General features: G+C 42.0%; 10 protein-coding genes. All 10 read right to left on the reverse strand.

Annotated features, from left to right (window positions below):
- Positions 1 to 16: 16 nt before the first annotated feature.
- The 10 genes from V5G28_RS19560 to V5G28_RS19605 all read right to left on the reverse strand — a co-directional run bounded on the left by V5G28_RS19560 (position 17) and on the right by V5G28_RS19605 (position 18,031).
- Positions 17 to 712: a DevA family ABC transporter ATP-binding protein gene (locus V5G28_RS19560; protein ID WP_332987847.1), complete on the reverse strand. Its 696-nt coding sequence runs from the start codon at positions 710 to 712 to the stop codon at positions 17 to 19.
- A gap of 155 nt (positions 713 to 867) precedes the next feature.
- On the reverse strand, positions 868 to 2,025 hold the full coding sequence (gene devC / locus V5G28_RS19565) for an ABC transporter permease DevC (protein ID WP_332987848.1): 1,158 nt from the start codon (positions 2,023 to 2,025) through the stop codon (positions 868 to 870).
- A 22-nt stretch (positions 2,026 to 2,047) separates the two neighbouring features.
- Positions 2,048 to 3,277: an ABC exporter membrane fusion protein gene (locus tag V5G28_RS19570; protein WP_332987849.1), complete on the reverse strand. Its 1,230-nt coding sequence runs from the start codon at positions 3,275 to 3,277 to the stop codon at positions 2,048 to 2,050.
- Between the two features lie 208 nt (positions 3,278 to 3,485).
- On the reverse strand, positions 3,486 to 4,487 hold the full coding sequence (locus V5G28_RS19575; protein ID WP_332987850.1) for a beta-ketoacyl-ACP synthase III: 1,002 nt from the start codon (positions 4,485 to 4,487) through the stop codon (positions 3,486 to 3,488).
- Positions 4,488 to 4,510: 23 nt separating this feature from the next.
- Positions 4,511 to 5,764: a beta-ketoacyl-ACP synthase II gene (fabF, locus tag V5G28_RS19580; RefSeq protein ID WP_332987851.1), complete on the reverse strand. Its 1,254-nt coding sequence runs from the start codon at positions 5,762 to 5,764 to the stop codon at positions 4,511 to 4,513.
- A 91-nt stretch (positions 5,765 to 5,855) separates the two neighbouring features.
- Positions 5,856 to 7,169 carry an MFS transporter gene (locus tag V5G28_RS19585; RefSeq protein WP_332987852.1) on the reverse strand — a complete coding sequence of 438 codons (1,314 nt, stop codon included), beginning with the start codon at positions 7,167 to 7,169 and terminating at the stop codon, positions 5,856 to 5,858.
- 14 nt (positions 7,170 to 7,183) lie between these two features.
- Positions 7,184 to 11,206 (reverse strand): non-ribosomal peptide synthetase, encoded by a 4,023-nt coding sequence (locus V5G28_RS19590; protein ID WP_332987853.1) that lies wholly within the window; start codon positions 11,204 to 11,206, stop codon positions 7,184 to 7,186.
- A 311-nt stretch (positions 11,207 to 11,517) separates the two neighbouring features.
- Positions 11,518 to 12,540 (reverse strand): TauD/TfdA family dioxygenase, encoded by a 1,023-nt coding sequence (locus V5G28_RS19595; RefSeq protein ID WP_332987854.1) that lies wholly within the window; start codon positions 12,538 to 12,540, stop codon positions 11,518 to 11,520.
- Positions 12,541 to 12,664: 124 nt separating this feature from the next.
- Positions 12,665 to 17,281, reverse strand: coding sequence for an amino acid adenylation domain-containing protein (locus tag V5G28_RS19600; RefSeq protein ID WP_332987855.1), 4,617 nt, complete (start codon positions 17,279 to 17,281; stop codon positions 12,665 to 12,667).
- A gap of 591 nt (positions 17,282 to 17,872) precedes the next feature.
- Positions 17,873 to 18,031, reverse strand: a complete 159-nt coding sequence (locus tag V5G28_RS19605; RefSeq protein WP_332987856.1) for a hypothetical protein — start codon at positions 18,029 to 18,031, stop codon at positions 17,873 to 17,875.
- Positions 18,032 to 18,282 lie beyond the last annotated feature (251 nt).

The raw sequence follows: 18,282 nt of genomic DNA on the forward strand, positions 1-18,282 counted from the left end.
TAAGCAAATCAGTTTATTAGGCAGTGCGAACATTATTCTTTAAGTAACCATCTTCCATGTGAATAATACGGTCAGCCATATCAAGAATGCGATTGTCATGAGTAATTAAGAGAATGGAACAACCATGATATTTGGCAAGATTTTTTAAGGTTTCGACTACAGTGTGAGTACTTGCTTTATCTAGCGATGCTGTTGGTTCATCAGCAAGAATTAATTGAGGTTTAGTAACTAATGCCCGTGCAAATGCCACACGTTGTTTTTGTCCTTCAGAAAGTTGTTCAGGATAATAATTAATACGGTGTTTTAAACCTACTAATTCCAGCATCGCTTCTGCCTCACGGCACATTTCTTTACGAGACATATTTTTACCTAATTCCATAGTCATTTGTACATTTTGACTTGCGGTTAGGAAGGGTACTAAATTGTGCTTTTGGAAAACATATCCAATCTGACGACGTAGTTGTAATAGCTTTTGATTGCTGGCACGATAGATTTCGCTTCCCAATACTTTTACGCTACCTTCTTGTACAGTACGTAAACCGGCGATTAAGCTTAATAAAGTTGTTTTCCCTGAACCAGAAGGACCTGTTAAAATTACAATTTCACCAGAGTCAATTGATAAGCTGACATCAAATAAAACTTGTTTACGTAATGAACCTTTTCCAAAGTAGTGGTTGAGGTATTGAACTGAGATAATCGGAGATTGAAACATGATGATTACCTGAAAGATAGAAGATTGATAAATGCTTGGTATCAGAATTGAGAATTGAAACTTCAAAATTCAGTAGACTCTTTGATTGAGACGCTTTGCTCTAAATTGTGAAATTAATTACAAACCGCAAATTATTCATTGGAAATTGGTAGACTTTATCCAAAAAGTTCGGCTGGGTCGGCAGACCGAAGTTTACTCATCGCTAACATTCCGGCTATGGAACACATAATAATTGTTAGTACCATCACCAGCACACCTCTAGTTATCGTCATAAACATTGGCAAGCGAGTCGCATCTTGAACAAAGCTATATAGATATATGCAGAAAGCAAATCCAGGGACGTATCCAATTAAGGACATTAAAACTGCTTGTTGCAAAACCACTTTTACCATGTACGAATTTGCATATCCAATCGCTTTAAATGTTGCGTAGATAACTAAGCTATCAGATATTTGTGTGTACAAAATTTGATAAACAATAATCCCACCAAATGCACATCCTATCACTGTACCCATATTAAAAATAAATCCGATGGGTGTAGATTGCGCTACAGTGTCTTTCTCAAGTTGCATGAAGTCTTCTAAAGTCATTAACTTCACATCTCGAGGTAGGTCTTTGGAGACTTTTTTAATGAGACTTTGGGGGTCAACACCTGGTTGGAGTTGAATAACTCCCATATGAACTTTTTCTAATGGGTGGTTAACGATTTCAGAGAAGTTTAGATCACTGGTGATGATAGCACCATTCGCCGACATCACCCCACCTCCTAGAGAAAATAATCCTCCAATTTTAGTTTGGCGATTAGATACTTCTGTTATCACTTCTCCATGTTTTTCCAGGTTTTCAACAATTGGACCAAATTCCGGTCGAGAAAGTCTATCAAATAATACGGTGTTAGCTGCTTTTATCGCTTCTGTTTGTTGATTGATTTCTGGTATTTTAAACACAGGCTTATCCGGCGTAAAAGCGCAAATAGCTATCGGTGTTTTGACAAAAGTTTTAGGATTTTTGAAATTTACGGTGGAAAAGTAGAAAGGATTGACTGAGGCTATCCCATCGACTGATGAAATGTTATACAAATAGCGCCGTGGAAACTCTTTCATTTCAAAAAAAAGCTCTGTATCGCGATGCAGCAACACTAAATCTGCTTGTAATTTTTTATGAAAGGTGACAGCATCTTCAAAAAGTCCGTCTCGAAAACCCAATTGAATAAACATCAACATTACAGCAAAGGTCACGCCAGTAATTGTAACTAATAAGCGAGCTTTGCGATGGATTAGTTGCAACCAAGCAATAGGTGTTGTAGCGCTCATAATTTAGTATTTTCCTATAATTTCAACTATTTGAATTAGTTTCAAGTTTGACATCAACCTGCAAATTAATGAATTTAGCAGCTTCGTTAACATCGCTAGCATTTAAGCGAATCTTTACCTCTGCAATCCTTGAATCAGCATTTATCGTAGGGTCATTACTTACAACATTTCGCTTACCTATTTGGACACCTACTTTCTCAACGCTTCCAGCTAATGCTTTCGGTAATGCGCGACTCGATATCGAAGCTTTTTGACCTACTTTTATTTTGCTGATATCAGTTTCGTAAATTTCAGCAACAACATACATTTGCTGCGTTTGAGCTAGCTCAACTATCCCTTTTTCAAAGCTAATAGTTTCTCCCGGAAAAGTGTTAATTTTCAAAATTTTTCCATCCATCGGCGCTCTCACGTAAGCCAAATCTAAATTTGCTTTTGCTTCCAGGACAGATGCCTTTGCTTTTTCTAACTCGCTTTGAGCAACCTGCACATCTACAGGACGTACTTCTTTTAACTTTCTTAAACTAGCTTTAGCTTCTTTAATCTGGTTGGGAAATGATGATAAAGTCTGATTCAGCGAACTTTTAGCTTCCTTAAGTTGCGCTTGCAAAGTTTCTACTGCTAATTTTTTAGTATCGTTGGTAACAGCAGATATTGCGCCTTGTTCGTACAATGATCGATAGCGTGCGTACTCAGTCTGTGCATTTTTCAGTTGCGCTTCCAAGCCAGCTATCTTGGCTTTTTGAACGGTAATATTCCCTTGAAATTGGGCTTCTAAATCTGCGATGCGTGCTTGCCCGGCCGCAACTTCTCCTTGTTTTGTAGTCCCTGCTTTGGCTTGATCAAGTTGCGCTTGAGCGACTCGAACGCCCATTTGGGCTTTGTCTACGGTTGTTTGCAGTTGTCTGACGTTATCAAGAACAGCAATTAATTGTCCGCGACGAACATTATCGCCTTCTTTTACCAAAACCTTATCTAACGTGGCAGTTTGCAAAGCAGATGGTCCAGATAGGTTAACGATTTTATCCTTTGTTTGAATGCGTCCTAAAGCTGCAATACTTGGATTTACAGGTTTTTGAACTGGAGCTGTTGGCGCTACATTACTCTGGTTTTTAAGTTGCAAACTTAAATTAGAGCTAGTGGAAAAAATATAGACCGGCACAGCAATAGCTGCTAATCCTACAGGAACCATTAAAGCTACCTTCAATTTTTTTGACTTCGTATCAAAGCTTACTGGTTTGCGAAAAATGTCCATTGGAAGTCAACCTTAGTTATTATTTGTTAGATTTTGGGAATTGGTGTTTGTAATTCGTAAGTCGTGATTCGCAATGACTCTTCAATTACGAATCATCTTGCTTCTATATCTTGATAGGGGTAAGCCAATTATTTTATGCAGTCGCACGACGAGAAATTTCTCAATCACGGCAAACGCATCTAAATTTGATGTCCCGTACTTAAAATGTTTAAGTTCCCCAACGGAACACTACAGCCCCCCAGCTCAGCCCTGCACCAAACCCTGAGGCAGCAATCAGGTGGTCGGGCTGGATGTGACCTTGACGCACCCATTCATCAAGAGCTAGCCCAATTGAAGCAGCAGAGGTATTGCCGTAGTTTTCAAGGTTGCTAATCACTTTTTCAGACGGTACTCCTAAGCGCAGTGCTACAGCATCAAGGATTCGCTGGTTAGCTTGGTGTAACAACAGCCAGTCAAGTTCATTAGCACTGACTCCGGAACGATAGAGGGCTTTATCAATCACTTCCGGCACAGATCGCACAGCAAATTTATAGACCTCTTGACCATTCATCGTGATTGGTGTAATGGTTCCCTGACCAACATTTATGTCGTTGGTAAGTTGACGTTGTAGCGACGGACAAGCAATGTTCAAATGGTGATGGCCGCTGCCATCACTTCGCAACTCAAAGCCCAGGAGTCGGTCTTCATGGTGAGCTTGGATAACTATTGCCCCAGCACCGTCTCCAAACAGCACACAGGTACGTCGATCTGACCAGTCTACCCACCGGGAGAGAACATCTGCACCAATCAGCAAAATATTGCGGTAAGTACCAGTGCGGATAAACTGGGCAGCAGTTACCAAGCCGAACACAAACCCCGAACAAGCAGCAGTTAAGTCAAAAGCGACTGCCCACTTTGCACCTAGTTCATGCTGAATCCGACCGGCGTTGCCAAATCGGTCATCTGCCGTGGAAGTGGCTAACAAAATCAAATCTATGTTGGTAGCAGCCAAACCGGCAGATGAAAGTGCCTGTTTGCCAGCTCGCACCGCTAGTGAAGTCAGGCTCTCTTCGTTTCGTAGCAGCCTGCGAGCGCCGATGCCAGTACGGCTTTTAATCCACTCATCAGAAGTTTGTACCACTTGAGTAAGGTCATCGTTAGTTATAACCATGTCTGGAACAGCTGAACCAGTACCAGTCAAGGCAACACCTGCAAAAGTTTCTGCTATCATGACATATCCATTAGAGGTAGAGATTAGCCCTCAAATTTTTTGAAAGCCAAAGTGACATTGTGACCACCAAAACCTAAAGAGTTAGAAAGGGCAACCTCAACTCGTTGATTCCGGCTTTTATGGGGGACGTAGTCCAAGTCACATTCAGGATCTGGCTCCTCCAAATTGATAGTAGGAGGAATTTTGTCTGTAAACACTGCCATAACTGTTGCCACAGCTTCGATACCTCCTGCACCACCTAACAAATGTCCAGTCATCGATTTAGTGGAACTAACGGGTGTGCGAAAGGCATTCTCTCCGAGAGCTTTTTTAATCGCTAAAGTTTCATTAACATCGTTAGCAGCAGTGCTAGTGCCGTGAGCGTTGATATAGCTCACCTGATTGGGGAACAAGCCAGCATCTTTGAGAGCAAGTTCCATAGCTCTAGCCGCTCCCTCGCCACCAGGAGATGGAGCTGTCATGTGGTAGGCATCACAAGTTATTGCATAGCCAACGATTTCTGCATAGATATTAGCCCCACGGCTCAAAGCATGCTCTAGCTCTTCTAGTAATAAAATGCCAGCACCTTCTCCCATCACAAACCCATCTCGGTTGCGCTCAAAGGGACGAGAAGCACGAGTAGGCTCTTGATTACGAGTTGATAAAGCTTTAGCTGCGGCAAAGCCAGCTACACATAGAGGGGTAATTGCTGCTTCCGTACCACCACATAGAATTGCAGAGGCATAACCATATTGAATTAAACGAAAACCTTCTCCCACAGCATTGGAACCAGCAGCACAGGCGGTAACAGTACAGGAGTTAGGTCCTTTAGCACCTGTATGGATTGCTGTTAATCCAGCTGCCATGTTTGCAATCATCATCGGAACATAAAAAGGACTACAGCGGTCAGGACCGCGAGTTAAGTAAACTTCTTGTTGCTCTTCCATTACTTTGATACCGCCAATGCCACTGCCTATTATCACTCCTACTTGAGTGGCATTCAGGTCATTGATTTCAAATTTGGCATCGGCGATCGCTTGAATACTGGTAGCAACTGCAAATTGGGCAAAGCGATCCATACGCTTTACATCCTTGCGTTCTAAATAATCGCAAGGCTCAAAGCCCTTTACTTCTGCCGCAATGCGACAAGTATGGCGAGAGGTATCAAACAAGGTAATGGGTGCAATACCACTGCGTCCCTCAAGCAAGGCGTTCCAGTATTTCGTTACTTGATTTCCTAGGGGGGTAATAGCTCCTAAACCTGTAACTACTACCCGTTTTGGCTTCATAATAGTCATATGCAAAACTCAAACAACAGATTTTTTGTGTGTATACTTTTGAGGAATATCAATTAACCTGAACTTCCCTTCATTCGGTTTGTTTGAAAGGTCAATCCTGAGCTACAGCATCCGGCAGTTGCTTTTCTACTAGTCTCAACGGTTTATACTGGTAGGCGATAACCGTCGCCAATACGGTTAGTATTCCCATCACAATAAACATCAAACCGATACCACGTCCAGTACCGACACCAATAATTTTTCCAATACTTCCAGCTAAAAGCCCGTTAGGAGTCATTAATGGCTCGAAGATTTTATCTGCTAGTGGTCCTGCGACTGTGTAAGCAAAAGGCTGCGATGCGTTGGAGATCGCTCCTATTGTTGCAAAAACTCGACCTTGGACACTAGAGGGTACTTTCCTTTGGAAAATAACTTGGCTTGAACTGTTAATAATTGGTAGACCGAAGAAAAAGAGGAAAGCTATCAGCGCTAAGACGGGAACGAATTGGTAGAACCCTGCACACGTAATGCAGATTCCACCTAGCAGCATAAAGCTAAATATACTTAGAATTAGATGTTGCGGTGTTTTCACAGTACTGACGAGAACGCTGCTTGCCAGCATTCCCACACCGCCAACAGTCATAATTGTACCTAAGTCCGTAGCTGAAGCGAAGGACAATACTAGGGGCGTAATTAGCATCTGCACAATTCCGACGAGGAAATTGTTAACGGCGAAGAAAAGCAGCAGCGCAAACAGTCCTCTTCTTTTCAGTATATATATCAAGCCGTAGGATACTTCTTTGAACCAAGGAGTTTTTTCGGCGCGATGGCGATCAATGTACTGTTTTGGGAACGGAACTAGTAAAAGAATACTGAAAGCAAAAATAAAGGTGGCAAAATCAATAAAGAGAATGCCATCGATATCGAGAATGAGCAGCAGCACCCCTCCTAGCATCGGTGCGACCAACCGACCAGCAGCTTCCCCTATTTGCAACATACCGTTGGCGCGAGCAAGGTGTTGTGGAGGTACGAGGAGGGTAGTGGCAGACGTATAAGCGGGCCATTGAAAGGCGCTGAAGCAGGAACTTATGGTTGCACCTATATATATGTGCCAAATCGTCAAGTCGCCTGCTGCCAACAAAATTGCAATCACCCCTGTAGCAATACCTGCTCCTAAATCACTAAATACCATCATCCAGCGGCGTGGGAATTGGTCTACCAGCGTGCCTGCTATAGGGGAAATGAGAATCATCGGCAAGCTTGTAAATAGGGAAATGAGGGCGAACTGTGTTACTGAACCAGTTCGCTGGTATACCCATACACCCAAAGCAAAGTTACTTAACTGAGAGCCGATGAGAGAAATTACCTGTCCGAACCAGATGAGGGTAAAAATTTGCATTCCTGTATTTTTTGGATGTTGGGTCATTTCAATACTCCTCATTAACCTACATTTGCTTGCTCAATGCAGATTCTTAACTGTTCTGCGACAGCTTGGATGTGGGGTTGAGCCATCATCGTAATATGGTCGCCTGGGACAAGGTGAATATCGACATTTTGAGCGGAAAACTGACCCCATCCCCATGCTGGATCTTGGCGTAACTCAGTCAAAAGTGCAGCATCCTCAGTACTAATCTCGCTAGCTCGCAACAAGGTAATTTGATTTGGGTAGACTTGGTGCGATAGATAGTTAATACTAGCTTGCATGTTAGCCTCGAAAACCTGCACCAAACCGCGTACTTGCTTTGTATCAGTACCAGCGGGTAGTAAATCAACGGCGATTAATCGCTCTTTGAGATATTCCAATTGTTCGTCAAGTTCTAGCGGCTGGAGAATCTCATAAGATATATCTAAGTTTTTGCCTACCCAACGTTCGATGAGGCGAGCAGTTTCGGTCACTCGAGTTGCATCATCGACATCAACATATACGGGTTTGTCACTTGCAACCGGGGCTGGAGCGTCTAAAATGGCAACCAGAGCAACCTCATGTCCTGATTTGACCAACTGTTGAGCCATTTCATAGGCAACAATACCCCCAAACGAGTGACCCCCGAGAAAATACGGTCCTGAGGGCTGAATGGTTTGTATCGCTTGGATGTAGTAAGCCGCCATGTCCTCAACTTGGGTTAATGGTTCGGATTCTCCATTTAAACCTGGTGCTTGCAAGCCGTAAAATGTTTGGTTTGGACCTAGATAACGCGCCAAATTATGTAAATAAAGGACATTACCGCCACCTCCGGGTAAACAGAAGAAAGGATACTTGGAATTACCTTTTTGAATTTCTACCAAAGCAGACCAAGATGATACTTCTGATTCTTGGCGAAGAATATTAGCCAATTTTTCGATTGTGGCATTTTGGAAAAGTGTTGCTAAAGCCAAGCTTTTACCAAACTCTTGGTTAATATGAGCCATCAAGCGCACAGCCAAAAGCGAGTGACCGCCCAGTTCAAAAAAGCTATCCTTTACTCCCACAGGATGGACGTTTAGAAGATTTTCCCAGATATTCGCTAATTTCAGTTCCAAATCATCGCGTGGTGCCAAGAATTCTGCTTTTAGCTCATCAACACGAGATGTATCGGGTTGCGGTAGGGCTTGACGGTCTACCTTACCATGAGCGGTTAGAGGTATTACCTCGAGCATCACAAAGGCAGAGGGTATCATGTATTCGGGCAACTTTTCCTGTAAAAATTGGCGCAGTTGGCTACTTGTTGGGGCTTGCTCTTGGGGAACAATATAACCTACCAAACGTTTGTCTCCAGGTTGGTCTTCCCTGGCAATAACGGTGACAGAATTTACCAAGGGATGTTGAGCAAGTTCGGACTCAATTTCTTCTAATTCAATGCGGAAGCCTCGAATTTTAACTTGATGGTCAATGCGTCCGAGGTACTCAATATTACCATCAGGTAGATATCGCGCTAAATCCCCTGTTTTATATAGGCGAGAACCAACTTCATCGCTAAAGGGGTTGGGAATAAATCGCTGTTGTGTTAATTCTGGGCGATTGAGATAACCCCTAGCGACTCCCGCGCCACCGATGTATAATTCGCCGGGAACACCAATCGGTACAAGTTTTTGATTTTCATCAAGCAAATAAAGTTGAGTATTTGCGATCGCACGACCAATTAAAATTGCACCTGATAAAGAAGTTTGCTCGCAAACCTCATAAACGCAGCAACCAACAACAGTTTCGGTCGGACCATATTCGTTTATTATTCTTGTATTTGGGGCATTATCACGCCAGAATTTCAAACTTTTACCCAATAGTGCTTCGCCACCGATAACCAATGCTTTCGTTTCGGTTACATCTTTGCAATTGGGTAACATCTGATTGAGCATTTCCAGATGAGCAGGAGTAATTTTAACCAAGCTATAGTTTTTATCAGACTGCAAAAGTGCTGACAAAGCTTCGATTTCTTCGTTCTCGGGCAATAGTACCACCCTTTGTCCGACCAATAACGGAGAGAATAAGCTGGTAATCGTAGCGTCGAACCCTATCGAAGATTGCACTGGAGTACCGTAACCTTGGGCGATGGCATACGCATTTGTACACCAACTGAGGTAATTAACTAGACCTCTGTGAGGAATCATTGTTCCTTTGGGTTTTCCAGTAGAACCAGAGGTGTAGATGATATAAGCCAAATTTCCCGATGTAACATTGCTAACAGGATTTTCGATACTTAAAGTAGCGTTTGCTTCCAAATCCTTATCAAGGCAAATGACATTGGTGTTATATTCAACAAACTTATCAACAAGTCGTTGTTGAGTTAACAGTATCGGGATTTGAGCATCCTCTAACATAAATCCCAGCCGTTCCTGGGGATATGTGGGGTCAAAAGGTATATATGCACCACCTGCTTTGAGAATTCCAAAGATACCGATGAGCATATCTAACGAACGTTCTGCACAAATTCCCACCAAGACTTCTGGTTTGACTCCCAACTTTTGCAGTTGATGCGCTAGCTGGTTTGCCTTTACGTTTAGTTGTGCATAAGTGAGATACTCGTTATTAAATTCAACAGCAATGTTGTTGGGTGTACGTTCTACTTGTTCTTCAAAAAGTTGATGGATGCATTTGTCTTGCGGGTAGTCGGTTTTTGTATTGTTAAAATCAATCAGCAACCTTTGCCGTTCGCTTTCGCTGATAATATTTAAATCAATGATTGCAGCTTCTGCTCCATTAGCGACACTTGCTATTAAGGTCTGGTATTGTTTGGAAATAATTTTGATACTATCCTCAGAAAATAAGTTAGAATCGTAATCAAAGTTCAAAGATAAATTAGTTTTACCGTAAAGGCTGGAGAGCTTTATTTGGAATTTTTCTGTATTCGCGTAGTTTTGATATGCTGAAAATGAAATATCAGCAGCTACATAGCTCTCAGACTGTTCTGTAAAATCAAAACAGAAAGGAAAAAATGCACGAGAAGTAAATTTATCATTTGCAGTGACAATATGCTCCCAGTCGAAATACTCTTGCCATTTTTTTGCAAAGCGCGAAGATTCCGAAACTCTTTCCAGAAGTTCCGAGAATTTTAAATTTCCTTCTAGATGCGAATGAGTAGGCAAATACTTAGTTAAAAGCCCCAAAACTTCCTTTAATTCTTCATATTCGCGCCCATCGCAAGCAGTACCAATCACAATATCAGATTGTCCGCTTAAGCGCCAAAGCAGCACTTGCCAGCAAGCTAGTAAAATTGTTTCGGCTGAAGTGTTATACTTTTCTTGCAATATTTCAAGTTTTGCTACCGTATCTGGATGAATCTCTAAGGAAAGCGATTTCGGTTCAAATCGTATTGCAGATGGCTGATTTACATTTTTGTTTTCAAAGGGAAGTTTCAAAGTTAACACAGAAGAAATATCTTGTTGCTCCCAATAGTTTCTTGCTGTTTCTGTGTCCTCAGATTCTAATAATTCATTCAGCCATTCGCAGATGTCTGCATATTGCATCACTTCATCTGATAATTCTTCGCCGTGCAAGCAAGCTGTATAAGAACGACCGATTTCACGTACAAAATTATTGAGTGTTGCCATATCTGCATATAAAGCAGGTAAGCTGATAAACAGTATATGCTTGTCCGAAGACAGTTTAATTAAAGCAACGTTCAAAATTGAACCTTGTTCCAAATTGAAATCTTGCAAACTTTCATCTTGAAAAAGCGTATCAATTTTTGCTTTTTGTACTTGAGAAGTCAAACCGCTCCAGTCGTATTCTTGAAGGGAGAACTTGCTGGAAGTGCTGATTGACTGTAAGGGAATATTCATACCCGGTAAGGAATGAAAAGCGGTGCGAAGGATTTCCTGGCGATCGATGATATTTTCTAAAGCTAATTTAAGAATATCAGGATTGAGATTACCTGCGATATTTATCGCAATTTGGGAACAGTAAGCTTGGCGATTATCTTCTTGTTGCAACCATAAATGCTTTTGTTGAGGAGAAATGCGAACAAGATTGGTCATTTGAGCGTGCATAAAGTTAAGCTCCTTTGTGAGAGTACAACGTCATCAAATTAATAAATGCCTGCAATATAATTCGATGTGAGTTTAATAAAATCACACCAAAATAGTGGCTTACCTCGTGTAATAACGAACATCCACACCTGCATCTATGTTTTAATAGGGGTAGGCAAATCAATTTATGCTGTCAGTTGCCAACATTTCAAAAAAAACTCCCAAATGCTTATGTAGTAAGCATTTGGGAGAAGAGCATCCTACTCGCTTTACACCGTTTCACTTTAAAGTTGATACAAATAGGCAGCAGGGGTTGGGAGGAACCATGACAATTAACAAGGTTCTGCCATGGCAACTACAATCTTTCTTTTGCCGACGAATGGCATCCGTCCATGTGCTGCTAACATATTGTCCAGCATCAACACATCTCCTTCCTGCCAAGGATAAATAACTGCTTCTTGGCGATATACTTCACGAATTTCATCTAAAACAGAGGTTTCGATGGGAGAACCATCACCGTAATAGGCATTGCGAGGAAACTCATCCTCTTTAAGCAATGCAGACAATGATTCGCGTACTTCTGCTTTCAAGCTGGAAATGTGGAACAAATGAGCTTGGTTAAACCACACCATTTCCCCAGTCTTGGGATGTTTGGCAACAGCTTGACAAACTTGGCTTGTTCTGAGGGTGTTGTTACTTGTCCATTCAAATGAAATACCTAACTTGCGGCAATAAGTTTCTACCTCAGATTTATTTGTGGTTTGAAAAACTTCTTGCCAGGGCAAATCTAAATCGCCATAGTTCCGCACGTACATGACTTTTTTTTCGATAAACCGTTCTTTGATGGCTGGGTTGATGCGTTCAAATATTTTACGGCTATCAGCGATTGGTGTTTCTCCCCCAATTTCTGATGCTTTAACGCAGAAAAACGCTATTTTCATTGGATAAATGGGAGAGTAAGCATTTTCGTTATGTAGCGGAATCACTTCGTCGGCAGGATATTCAGTTGAAGTATAAATTTTATCGCTGACCTCTGTGCGTGGCGTTGAGCGATAGGTGTAATTTAAGAGTTCTCCGGTGGAAGCTACTTCTACAAACTTTTGGAATTCTTCAACTGTACTTACATGGAAATTTCGGAAAAGTACGCCACCATATTTAAGTAAATTAGTTTCCATCAAATCGCGATTTTGCTGCGCCCAGGGGATTAAACTGATACCATCTACAGCAGGAGAAATGACTAACGGTAAAGAATTTGCTGAGTTGAGTGGTTGCAAATTTACTAATTTTTCAACGACTTTGCGTTTTGTGGTTTGTAATCTTTTGATGCTGTTTGTTTCTAACTCTAAGTTCTTCATTTTCGTTCATCCTTACATTGGAATTGTGTCAATTAATATCAAATTCGGCTGATGGGTTGTAGTGAGCAATTCGTCGCTCATTTCAGCACTGAAGCACTCACTACAAACCATTGGGATTAGAAAATTAAGCAGATTTGCGCTTGAACTTGTTCAATTTATTTCTTGTCGCTTCTGCAAGTTTTTGGTCTTTGATGAGTTGTTTTTGCTCATTTTTTGCTAGCAATATTTCTTTGAGGGATTGTAAGTTGGTGTTAGGTTGGGCGATAACAGCACGCAAAATGGTTTCAAAATCTGCTAGCATGCGTTCGATGGTGTCAGTATTAAACAAGTTTGTGCTGTACTCGAAATTGCCTGTAAGTCCTTGTTCTGTCTCCCACAAAGTCAACAACAAATCAAATTTAGCTGTACCATCATCAATTTCTAAAACCTTGAGAGTTAAGTCCTCTAACTCCATCGCAGGCATAGGGGCATTTTGGAGGACAAACTTAGATTGAAATAGTGGTGTACGGCTTAAATCCCTTTCTGGATTAAGGGCTGCTACCAGTTGGTCAAACGGCATATCTTGGTGGTCATAAGCATCCATTGTTACCTGGCGAACACGTGCGAGTAAGTCGCGAAAAGTCGGATTACCTGATAAGTCAGTACGTAGTACCAATTGGTTAACAAAGAAACCAATGATTCCTTCCGTCTCTAGCCGATTGCGATTGGCAACATCTGTACCTACAACGATGTCATCCTGACCAACATAGCTGTGTAGCAAGGTATTAAATGCTGCCATCAAGGTCATAAACAGAGTCGTTCCTTCCCTGCGACTAAGGGCTTTAATTTCTTCGCTCAGGTCTTTGGGTAGTTCTAAATTTTGCCTTGTACCGCGAAATGTTTGCGATGCGGGACGCGGACGGTCGGTAGGCAGTTCCAGGGTAGGTAGATTGGCGAGTTGCTGCTTCCAGTAAGAAAGATGGGCTTCCATCACCTCACCTTGTAACCATTGATGCTGCCAGTAAGCGAAGTCTGCATATTGGATGGGCAACTCTTCGAGGGAAGTAGGTACACCTTGAACGAAACCAGCGTATAAAGCAGACAACTCGCGCAGAAATATCCCCATTGACCAACCATCGCAGACTATATGATGCATCACCAACAGCAGTATGTGGGATTTTTCATCTAGACGTAGTAAAGTCGCTCGAAGTAAGGGTTCATTCGCCAAGTCAAATGGCTGTTGAGCAGCTTCTAAAACTAATTCCTGTACCTTGACAGATTGTTCATGTTCTAGTAAAAATCGCAAGTCCACTATCGGCAAGGTGATAGTTACAGAGGGAGAGATAACCTGTACTGGGTAACCATTCACCATCGAAAAAGTGGTACGCAACACTTCGTGACGTTGTACGATCGCTCTCAGGCTTTGCTCTAGAGCAACTGGGTTGAAGGAACCCGTTAACTGTAAAGCAGCAGGCACGTTATAAGTGGAACTTCCCCCTTCCAATTGGTCTAAAAACCACAATCTTTGTTGAGCAAAGGACAAAGGCAAATTGTTTGTGCGCGATACTGGTTCAATAGCAGGTATTTGGAAACTTTTTCCACCTTGGCGAACTTTATCGATGCACTCACTTAGTTCTGCTATCGTTGGATACTCAAACAGGTACTGCAAAGGCAGCTTGACAGCAAAGGCTTTTTGCAATCGCGAGATAACTTGAGTTGCTAGCAGAGAATGTCCACCGGCTTCAAAAAAGTTAACATTCACGCCTACTTCTGCTCCCAAGACTTCTAGCCAAACAGTAGCCACTACTTCTTCTGTAAGGCTGCGGGGTGCCTGATAATCATCTTGAACATCACCAAATGTTTCCGGTACAGGTAAGGCGCGACGGTCTATCTTGCCGTTGGGGGTGATGGGCAAAGCATCTAGCATCACAAAAGCCGAAGGCACCATGTATTCAGGCAATTTTTCTTTAAGAAAACGGCGCAGTTCGCTGGTGGTGGGAACTTTCTCGTGAGGCACAATATAACCCACCAGTCGTTTGTCTCCGGGCTGGTCTTCACGAGCAATAACAGTCACACAATTAACTAAGGGGTGCTGACCAAGTAAGGACTCAATTTCTTCCAGTTCGATGCGCAAACCACGAATCTTAACTTGATGGTCAATACGTCCGAGGTACTCAAGATTACCATCCGGCAAGTAGCGGGCTAAGTCTCCCGTTTTATACAACCGAGACCCAGGTTCCTCACTAAAAGGATTGGGGATAAATCTCTGTTGCGTCAACTGTGGACGATTCAGATAACCCCTAGCCACTCCCGCGCCACCGATGTATAATTCACCAATCACACCAATAGGTACGAGCTTTTGATTCTCATCGAGCAAATAAAGCTCAGTATTGGCGATCGGACGACCAATTAAAATTGCACCTGATAAACAAGTTTGCTCTGACACTTCATAAACGCAGCAACCAACCACAGTTTCGGTAGGACCATATTCATTAATGATTCGGGTATTAGGCGCATGATGACGCCAAAATGTCAAGCTTTTACCCAACAGTGCTTCGCCACCAATCACCAATGCTTTGGTTTCGGTCACACCTTTTTTCTCAGGTAGCATCTGATTGAGCATTTGCAAGTGGGCTGGAGTTATTTTCACAAGGCTATAGTTATCAGCTGACTGCAAAAGTGCTGAGAGAGCCTCAATTTCTTCCTTCTCTGGTAGCAATACCACCTTTTGCCCGACCAATAACGGAGAGAATAAGCTGGTAATGGTGGCGTCGAACCCAATCGAAGATTGCACTGGAGCACCGTAACCTTCTGCGACTGCATAAGCTTTTATACACCAACTAAGGTAATTTACAACACCCCGGTGGGGAATCATTGTCCCCTTCGGCTTGCCAGTCGAACCAGAGGTGTAGATGATATAAGCAAGATTTTCCGGTGTCACTTGGCTGAGTGGATTTTCCATGCTCACAGTGGCGATCAAAGACAAATCTGTATCGAGGCAAATCACGCGGGTGTTAGACTCCGCAAAGTTATGAGCAAGCCGTTGTTGAGTTAACATGACTGAAATCTGGGCATCTTCCAGCATGAATCCCAACCGTTCCGTCGGATATGTTGGGTCAAAAGGCACATAGGCACCACCAGCTTTGAGGATACCAAGAATACCAATCACCATATCCAAGGAACGTTCTACACAAATCCCTACTAGTACTTCTGGTCCGACTCCCAATTTCTGTAGTTGATGGGCTAGTTGATTCGCCTTTGTATTAAGTTCTCTGTAAGTCAGATGCTGGTGATCAAATTCAACGGCGATGTTGTTTGGTGTACGTTCTACTTGTGACTCAAATAATTGGTGGATGCATTTGTTTTCAGGGAAGTCGGTTTTTGTATCGTTAAAATCTATCAGTAATTTTTGTCGCTCTCTTTGAGAGATCATCTCTAAATCCAAAAGGCTAGCTTGTGGTTTAGCCACCATATCTGCAAGCATTGTTTCCAAATGTTCCAACATCTGTTTAATGATGGCAACATTAAAGCGAGATGCATTGTAGCTAACTTGCAAGGACAATTGCTCACCAGGAGTTACTACTACTGTCAGAGGGTAGTTAGTGCGTTCAAAGCCACGTACATCGCTAACTTTTACACTACCACTCCCTTCTTGCAAAGATGCATCTAACGGATAGTTTTCAAAAACGACTAAGCTTTCAAACAAAGGTGTACCACGAGGGACATCACTCCATGCTTGAATATCAACCAAGGGAGTGTAAGCGTACTGCTCCAAGTCCACCAACTGAGCTTGTAGCTGTTTCAACCAGGGCAACAGTTTTGCTCCTGGTGAAACTTGCAGTCGTACTGGTAAAGTGTTGATAAATAGCCCCACCATCGACTCTACCCCCGTCAGAGCGGAAGGACGACCGGAAACTGTAGTGCCAAACAATACATCAAATTCACCGCTGTAGCGGTTAAGTAATAGCCCCCAAGTTCCTTGTAACAGGGTATTAAGAGTAAGATGGTTTTCTTTTGCTAGAGATTCCAATTTAGATGTCAGTGTTTTTGGCAACAACAATTTTTGTTCTTTGTAAACATGCTCCTGTTGGAATTTATTGCTGCCAACTTTATCTGTAATTAAAGGAGTAGGGTTAGTAAAACCTTGGAGTGCCTGACGCCAAAATGCCTCAGATTGGGAGAGGTCTTGTTGTTGCAACCAAGCAATATAATCTTTGTAAGGATGTGGAGGAGTTAAATATAAATTCTCACCTTGGACAGCAGCCTCATAATAAGCTAAGACTTCTTTGAGGACGATAGACAAGCACCAGCCATCCATTAACAGGTGGTGATGACTCCAAATAAATTGATAGGTATCCGCTTCCACTTTAATTAGGGTGCAGCGCATCAGCGGAGCTTGGTCAAGTTTAAAACCTTTTTCCCGCTCTGCTTGTAATAATTTTTCCAATCTTTGTTGTTGTTCAACTAAAGAAAGTTCTTGCCAGTCGAGGTTGAACCAAGGTAGAGTTGCAGACTTACAGACAACCTGTAGCGGTTGTTTCGTTTGTTCCCAAATAAACAGAGTACGCAAAATTTGGTAGCGTTCAACCACTCGTTGCCAAGCTCCATGAAATGCCTTAACATCAAGGTTGCCATGCAAAGTGCAGACCAACTGTTCAAAATACATTCCCGAATTAGGAGCGTAAAGGGTGTGAAAAAGCATACCCTGTTGCATTGGGGAAAGAGGATAGATAGCTTCAACGTTTTTGTTTTGTTTGCTCATAAAATCCTTCCAGTACTAAAACTTGATTTATGCAGATATCATCGGCAAGATAATTCGTAATACAAGAGTCATTACGAATTAGAGCGTTGCTGATTCCAAGTATGAAATTTATTTTTTGTGTGGTCGTAATCTTTGTGGAGACGCAATTAATCGCGTCTCCACAAAGATTCATACATACCACGATTCAGCAACACCAAAATGGGCAATACAGAATGCAGACATAAAATTAGCTGCTTTTAAGTTACCCCTATTTCTCTATAGGGGTGAAGTTTGAGCTTTATGCACTTATGTCTGGCGTTCTTTTATTACTGTAGACAGATAATATTCTGAAACTATTGTATTTTAAGGCTTGACCCGATAATTTGGTTTCATATCATGTTCTGAAAAATACCAATAATAAAACTTATTTGTAGTAAGGACTTTATATCAAGTTACGTTCAAACATGTCATTCTGACCGAACGCGAGTGCGTGCCGCAGGCATAGGGAAGAATCTCGCGAGATGCTTCGCTTCACTAACGTTACGCTCAGCATGACAACTTGTCTCTATGACTGCAACTTAGTATTAGTCCTTACATTAGTGGAAGAGGGCTTTAGCCCTTACTACGAACTTCCGCACGGTTATTTAACCAGAACGGTTTTGTACCGCTTAGACGTTCTACTTTGAAATCTTCTTTTTTACGTGAATAATCTATAAAACATCCAAGATACTTAAATTGAAAATGAGGTGCAAAATCTAAAGCTTGTGGCATCAAGTAATAGTTCTATGCACCTATTTCCTACATCAATCTTTTATTTTTATTGTTGCTTGTATAGCAAATGTTTTTGCCTATGAAAAAGCGCAGGCTTTCCGTCCTGCGCTACACTATGATTTAGCATTATAAGCTGTTCCACATTTAATTTGCATTTTAAACCGCAGAGGCGCAGAGGGCACAGAGTAAGAGATAAAAGAGTTTGACGCTTTTTATCAAAACTTGAGATTATGCAAGTTAGATGTGTTTCA

Origin of the sequence: Scytonema sp. PRP1, from assembly GCF_036697665.2 — a bacterium.
Classification (GTDB): Bacteria; Cyanobacteriota; Cyanobacteriia; order Cyanobacteriales; family Nostocaceae; genus Kalymmatonema; species Kalymmatonema gypsitolerans.

Excerpts from the sequence above, each read along its gene's own strand:
- V5G28_RS19595 (WP_332987854.1), bottom strand. The coding sequence starts at position 12,540 with ATGAAGAACTTAGAGTTAGAAACAAACAGCATCAAAAGATTACAAACC.
- V5G28_RS19590 (WP_332987853.1), bottom strand. The coding sequence starts at position 11,206 with ATGCACGCTCAAATGACCAATCTTGTTCGCATTTCTCCTCAACAAAAG.
- devC (WP_332987848.1), bottom strand. The coding sequence starts at position 2,025 with ATGAGCGCTACAACACCTATTGCTTGGTTGCAACTAATCCATCGCAAA.
- V5G28_RS19605 (WP_332987856.1), bottom strand. The coding sequence starts at position 18,031 with ATGCCACAAGCTTTAGATTTTGCACCTCATTTTCAATTTAAGTATCTT.
- V5G28_RS19575 (WP_332987850.1), bottom strand. The coding sequence starts at position 4,487 with ATGATAGCAGAAACTTTTGCAGGTGTTGCCTTGACTGGTACTGGTTCA.
- V5G28_RS19560 (WP_332987847.1), bottom strand. The coding sequence starts at position 712 with ATGTTTCAATCTCCGATTATCTCAGTTCAATACCTCAACCACTACTTT.
- V5G28_RS19600 (WP_332987855.1), bottom strand. The coding sequence starts at position 17,281 with ATGAGCAAACAAAACAAAAACGTTGAAGCTATCTATCCTCTTTCCCCA.
- fabF (WP_332987851.1), bottom strand. The coding sequence starts at position 5,764 with ATGACTATTATGAAGCCAAAACGGGTAGTAGTTACAGGTTTAGGAGCT.
- V5G28_RS19570 (WP_332987849.1), bottom strand. The coding sequence starts at position 3,277 with ATGGACATTTTTCGCAAACCAGTAAGCTTTGATACGAAGTCAAAAAAA.
- V5G28_RS19585 (WP_332987852.1), bottom strand. The coding sequence starts at position 7,169 with ATGACCCAACATCCAAAAAATACAGGAATGCAAATTTTTACCCTCATC.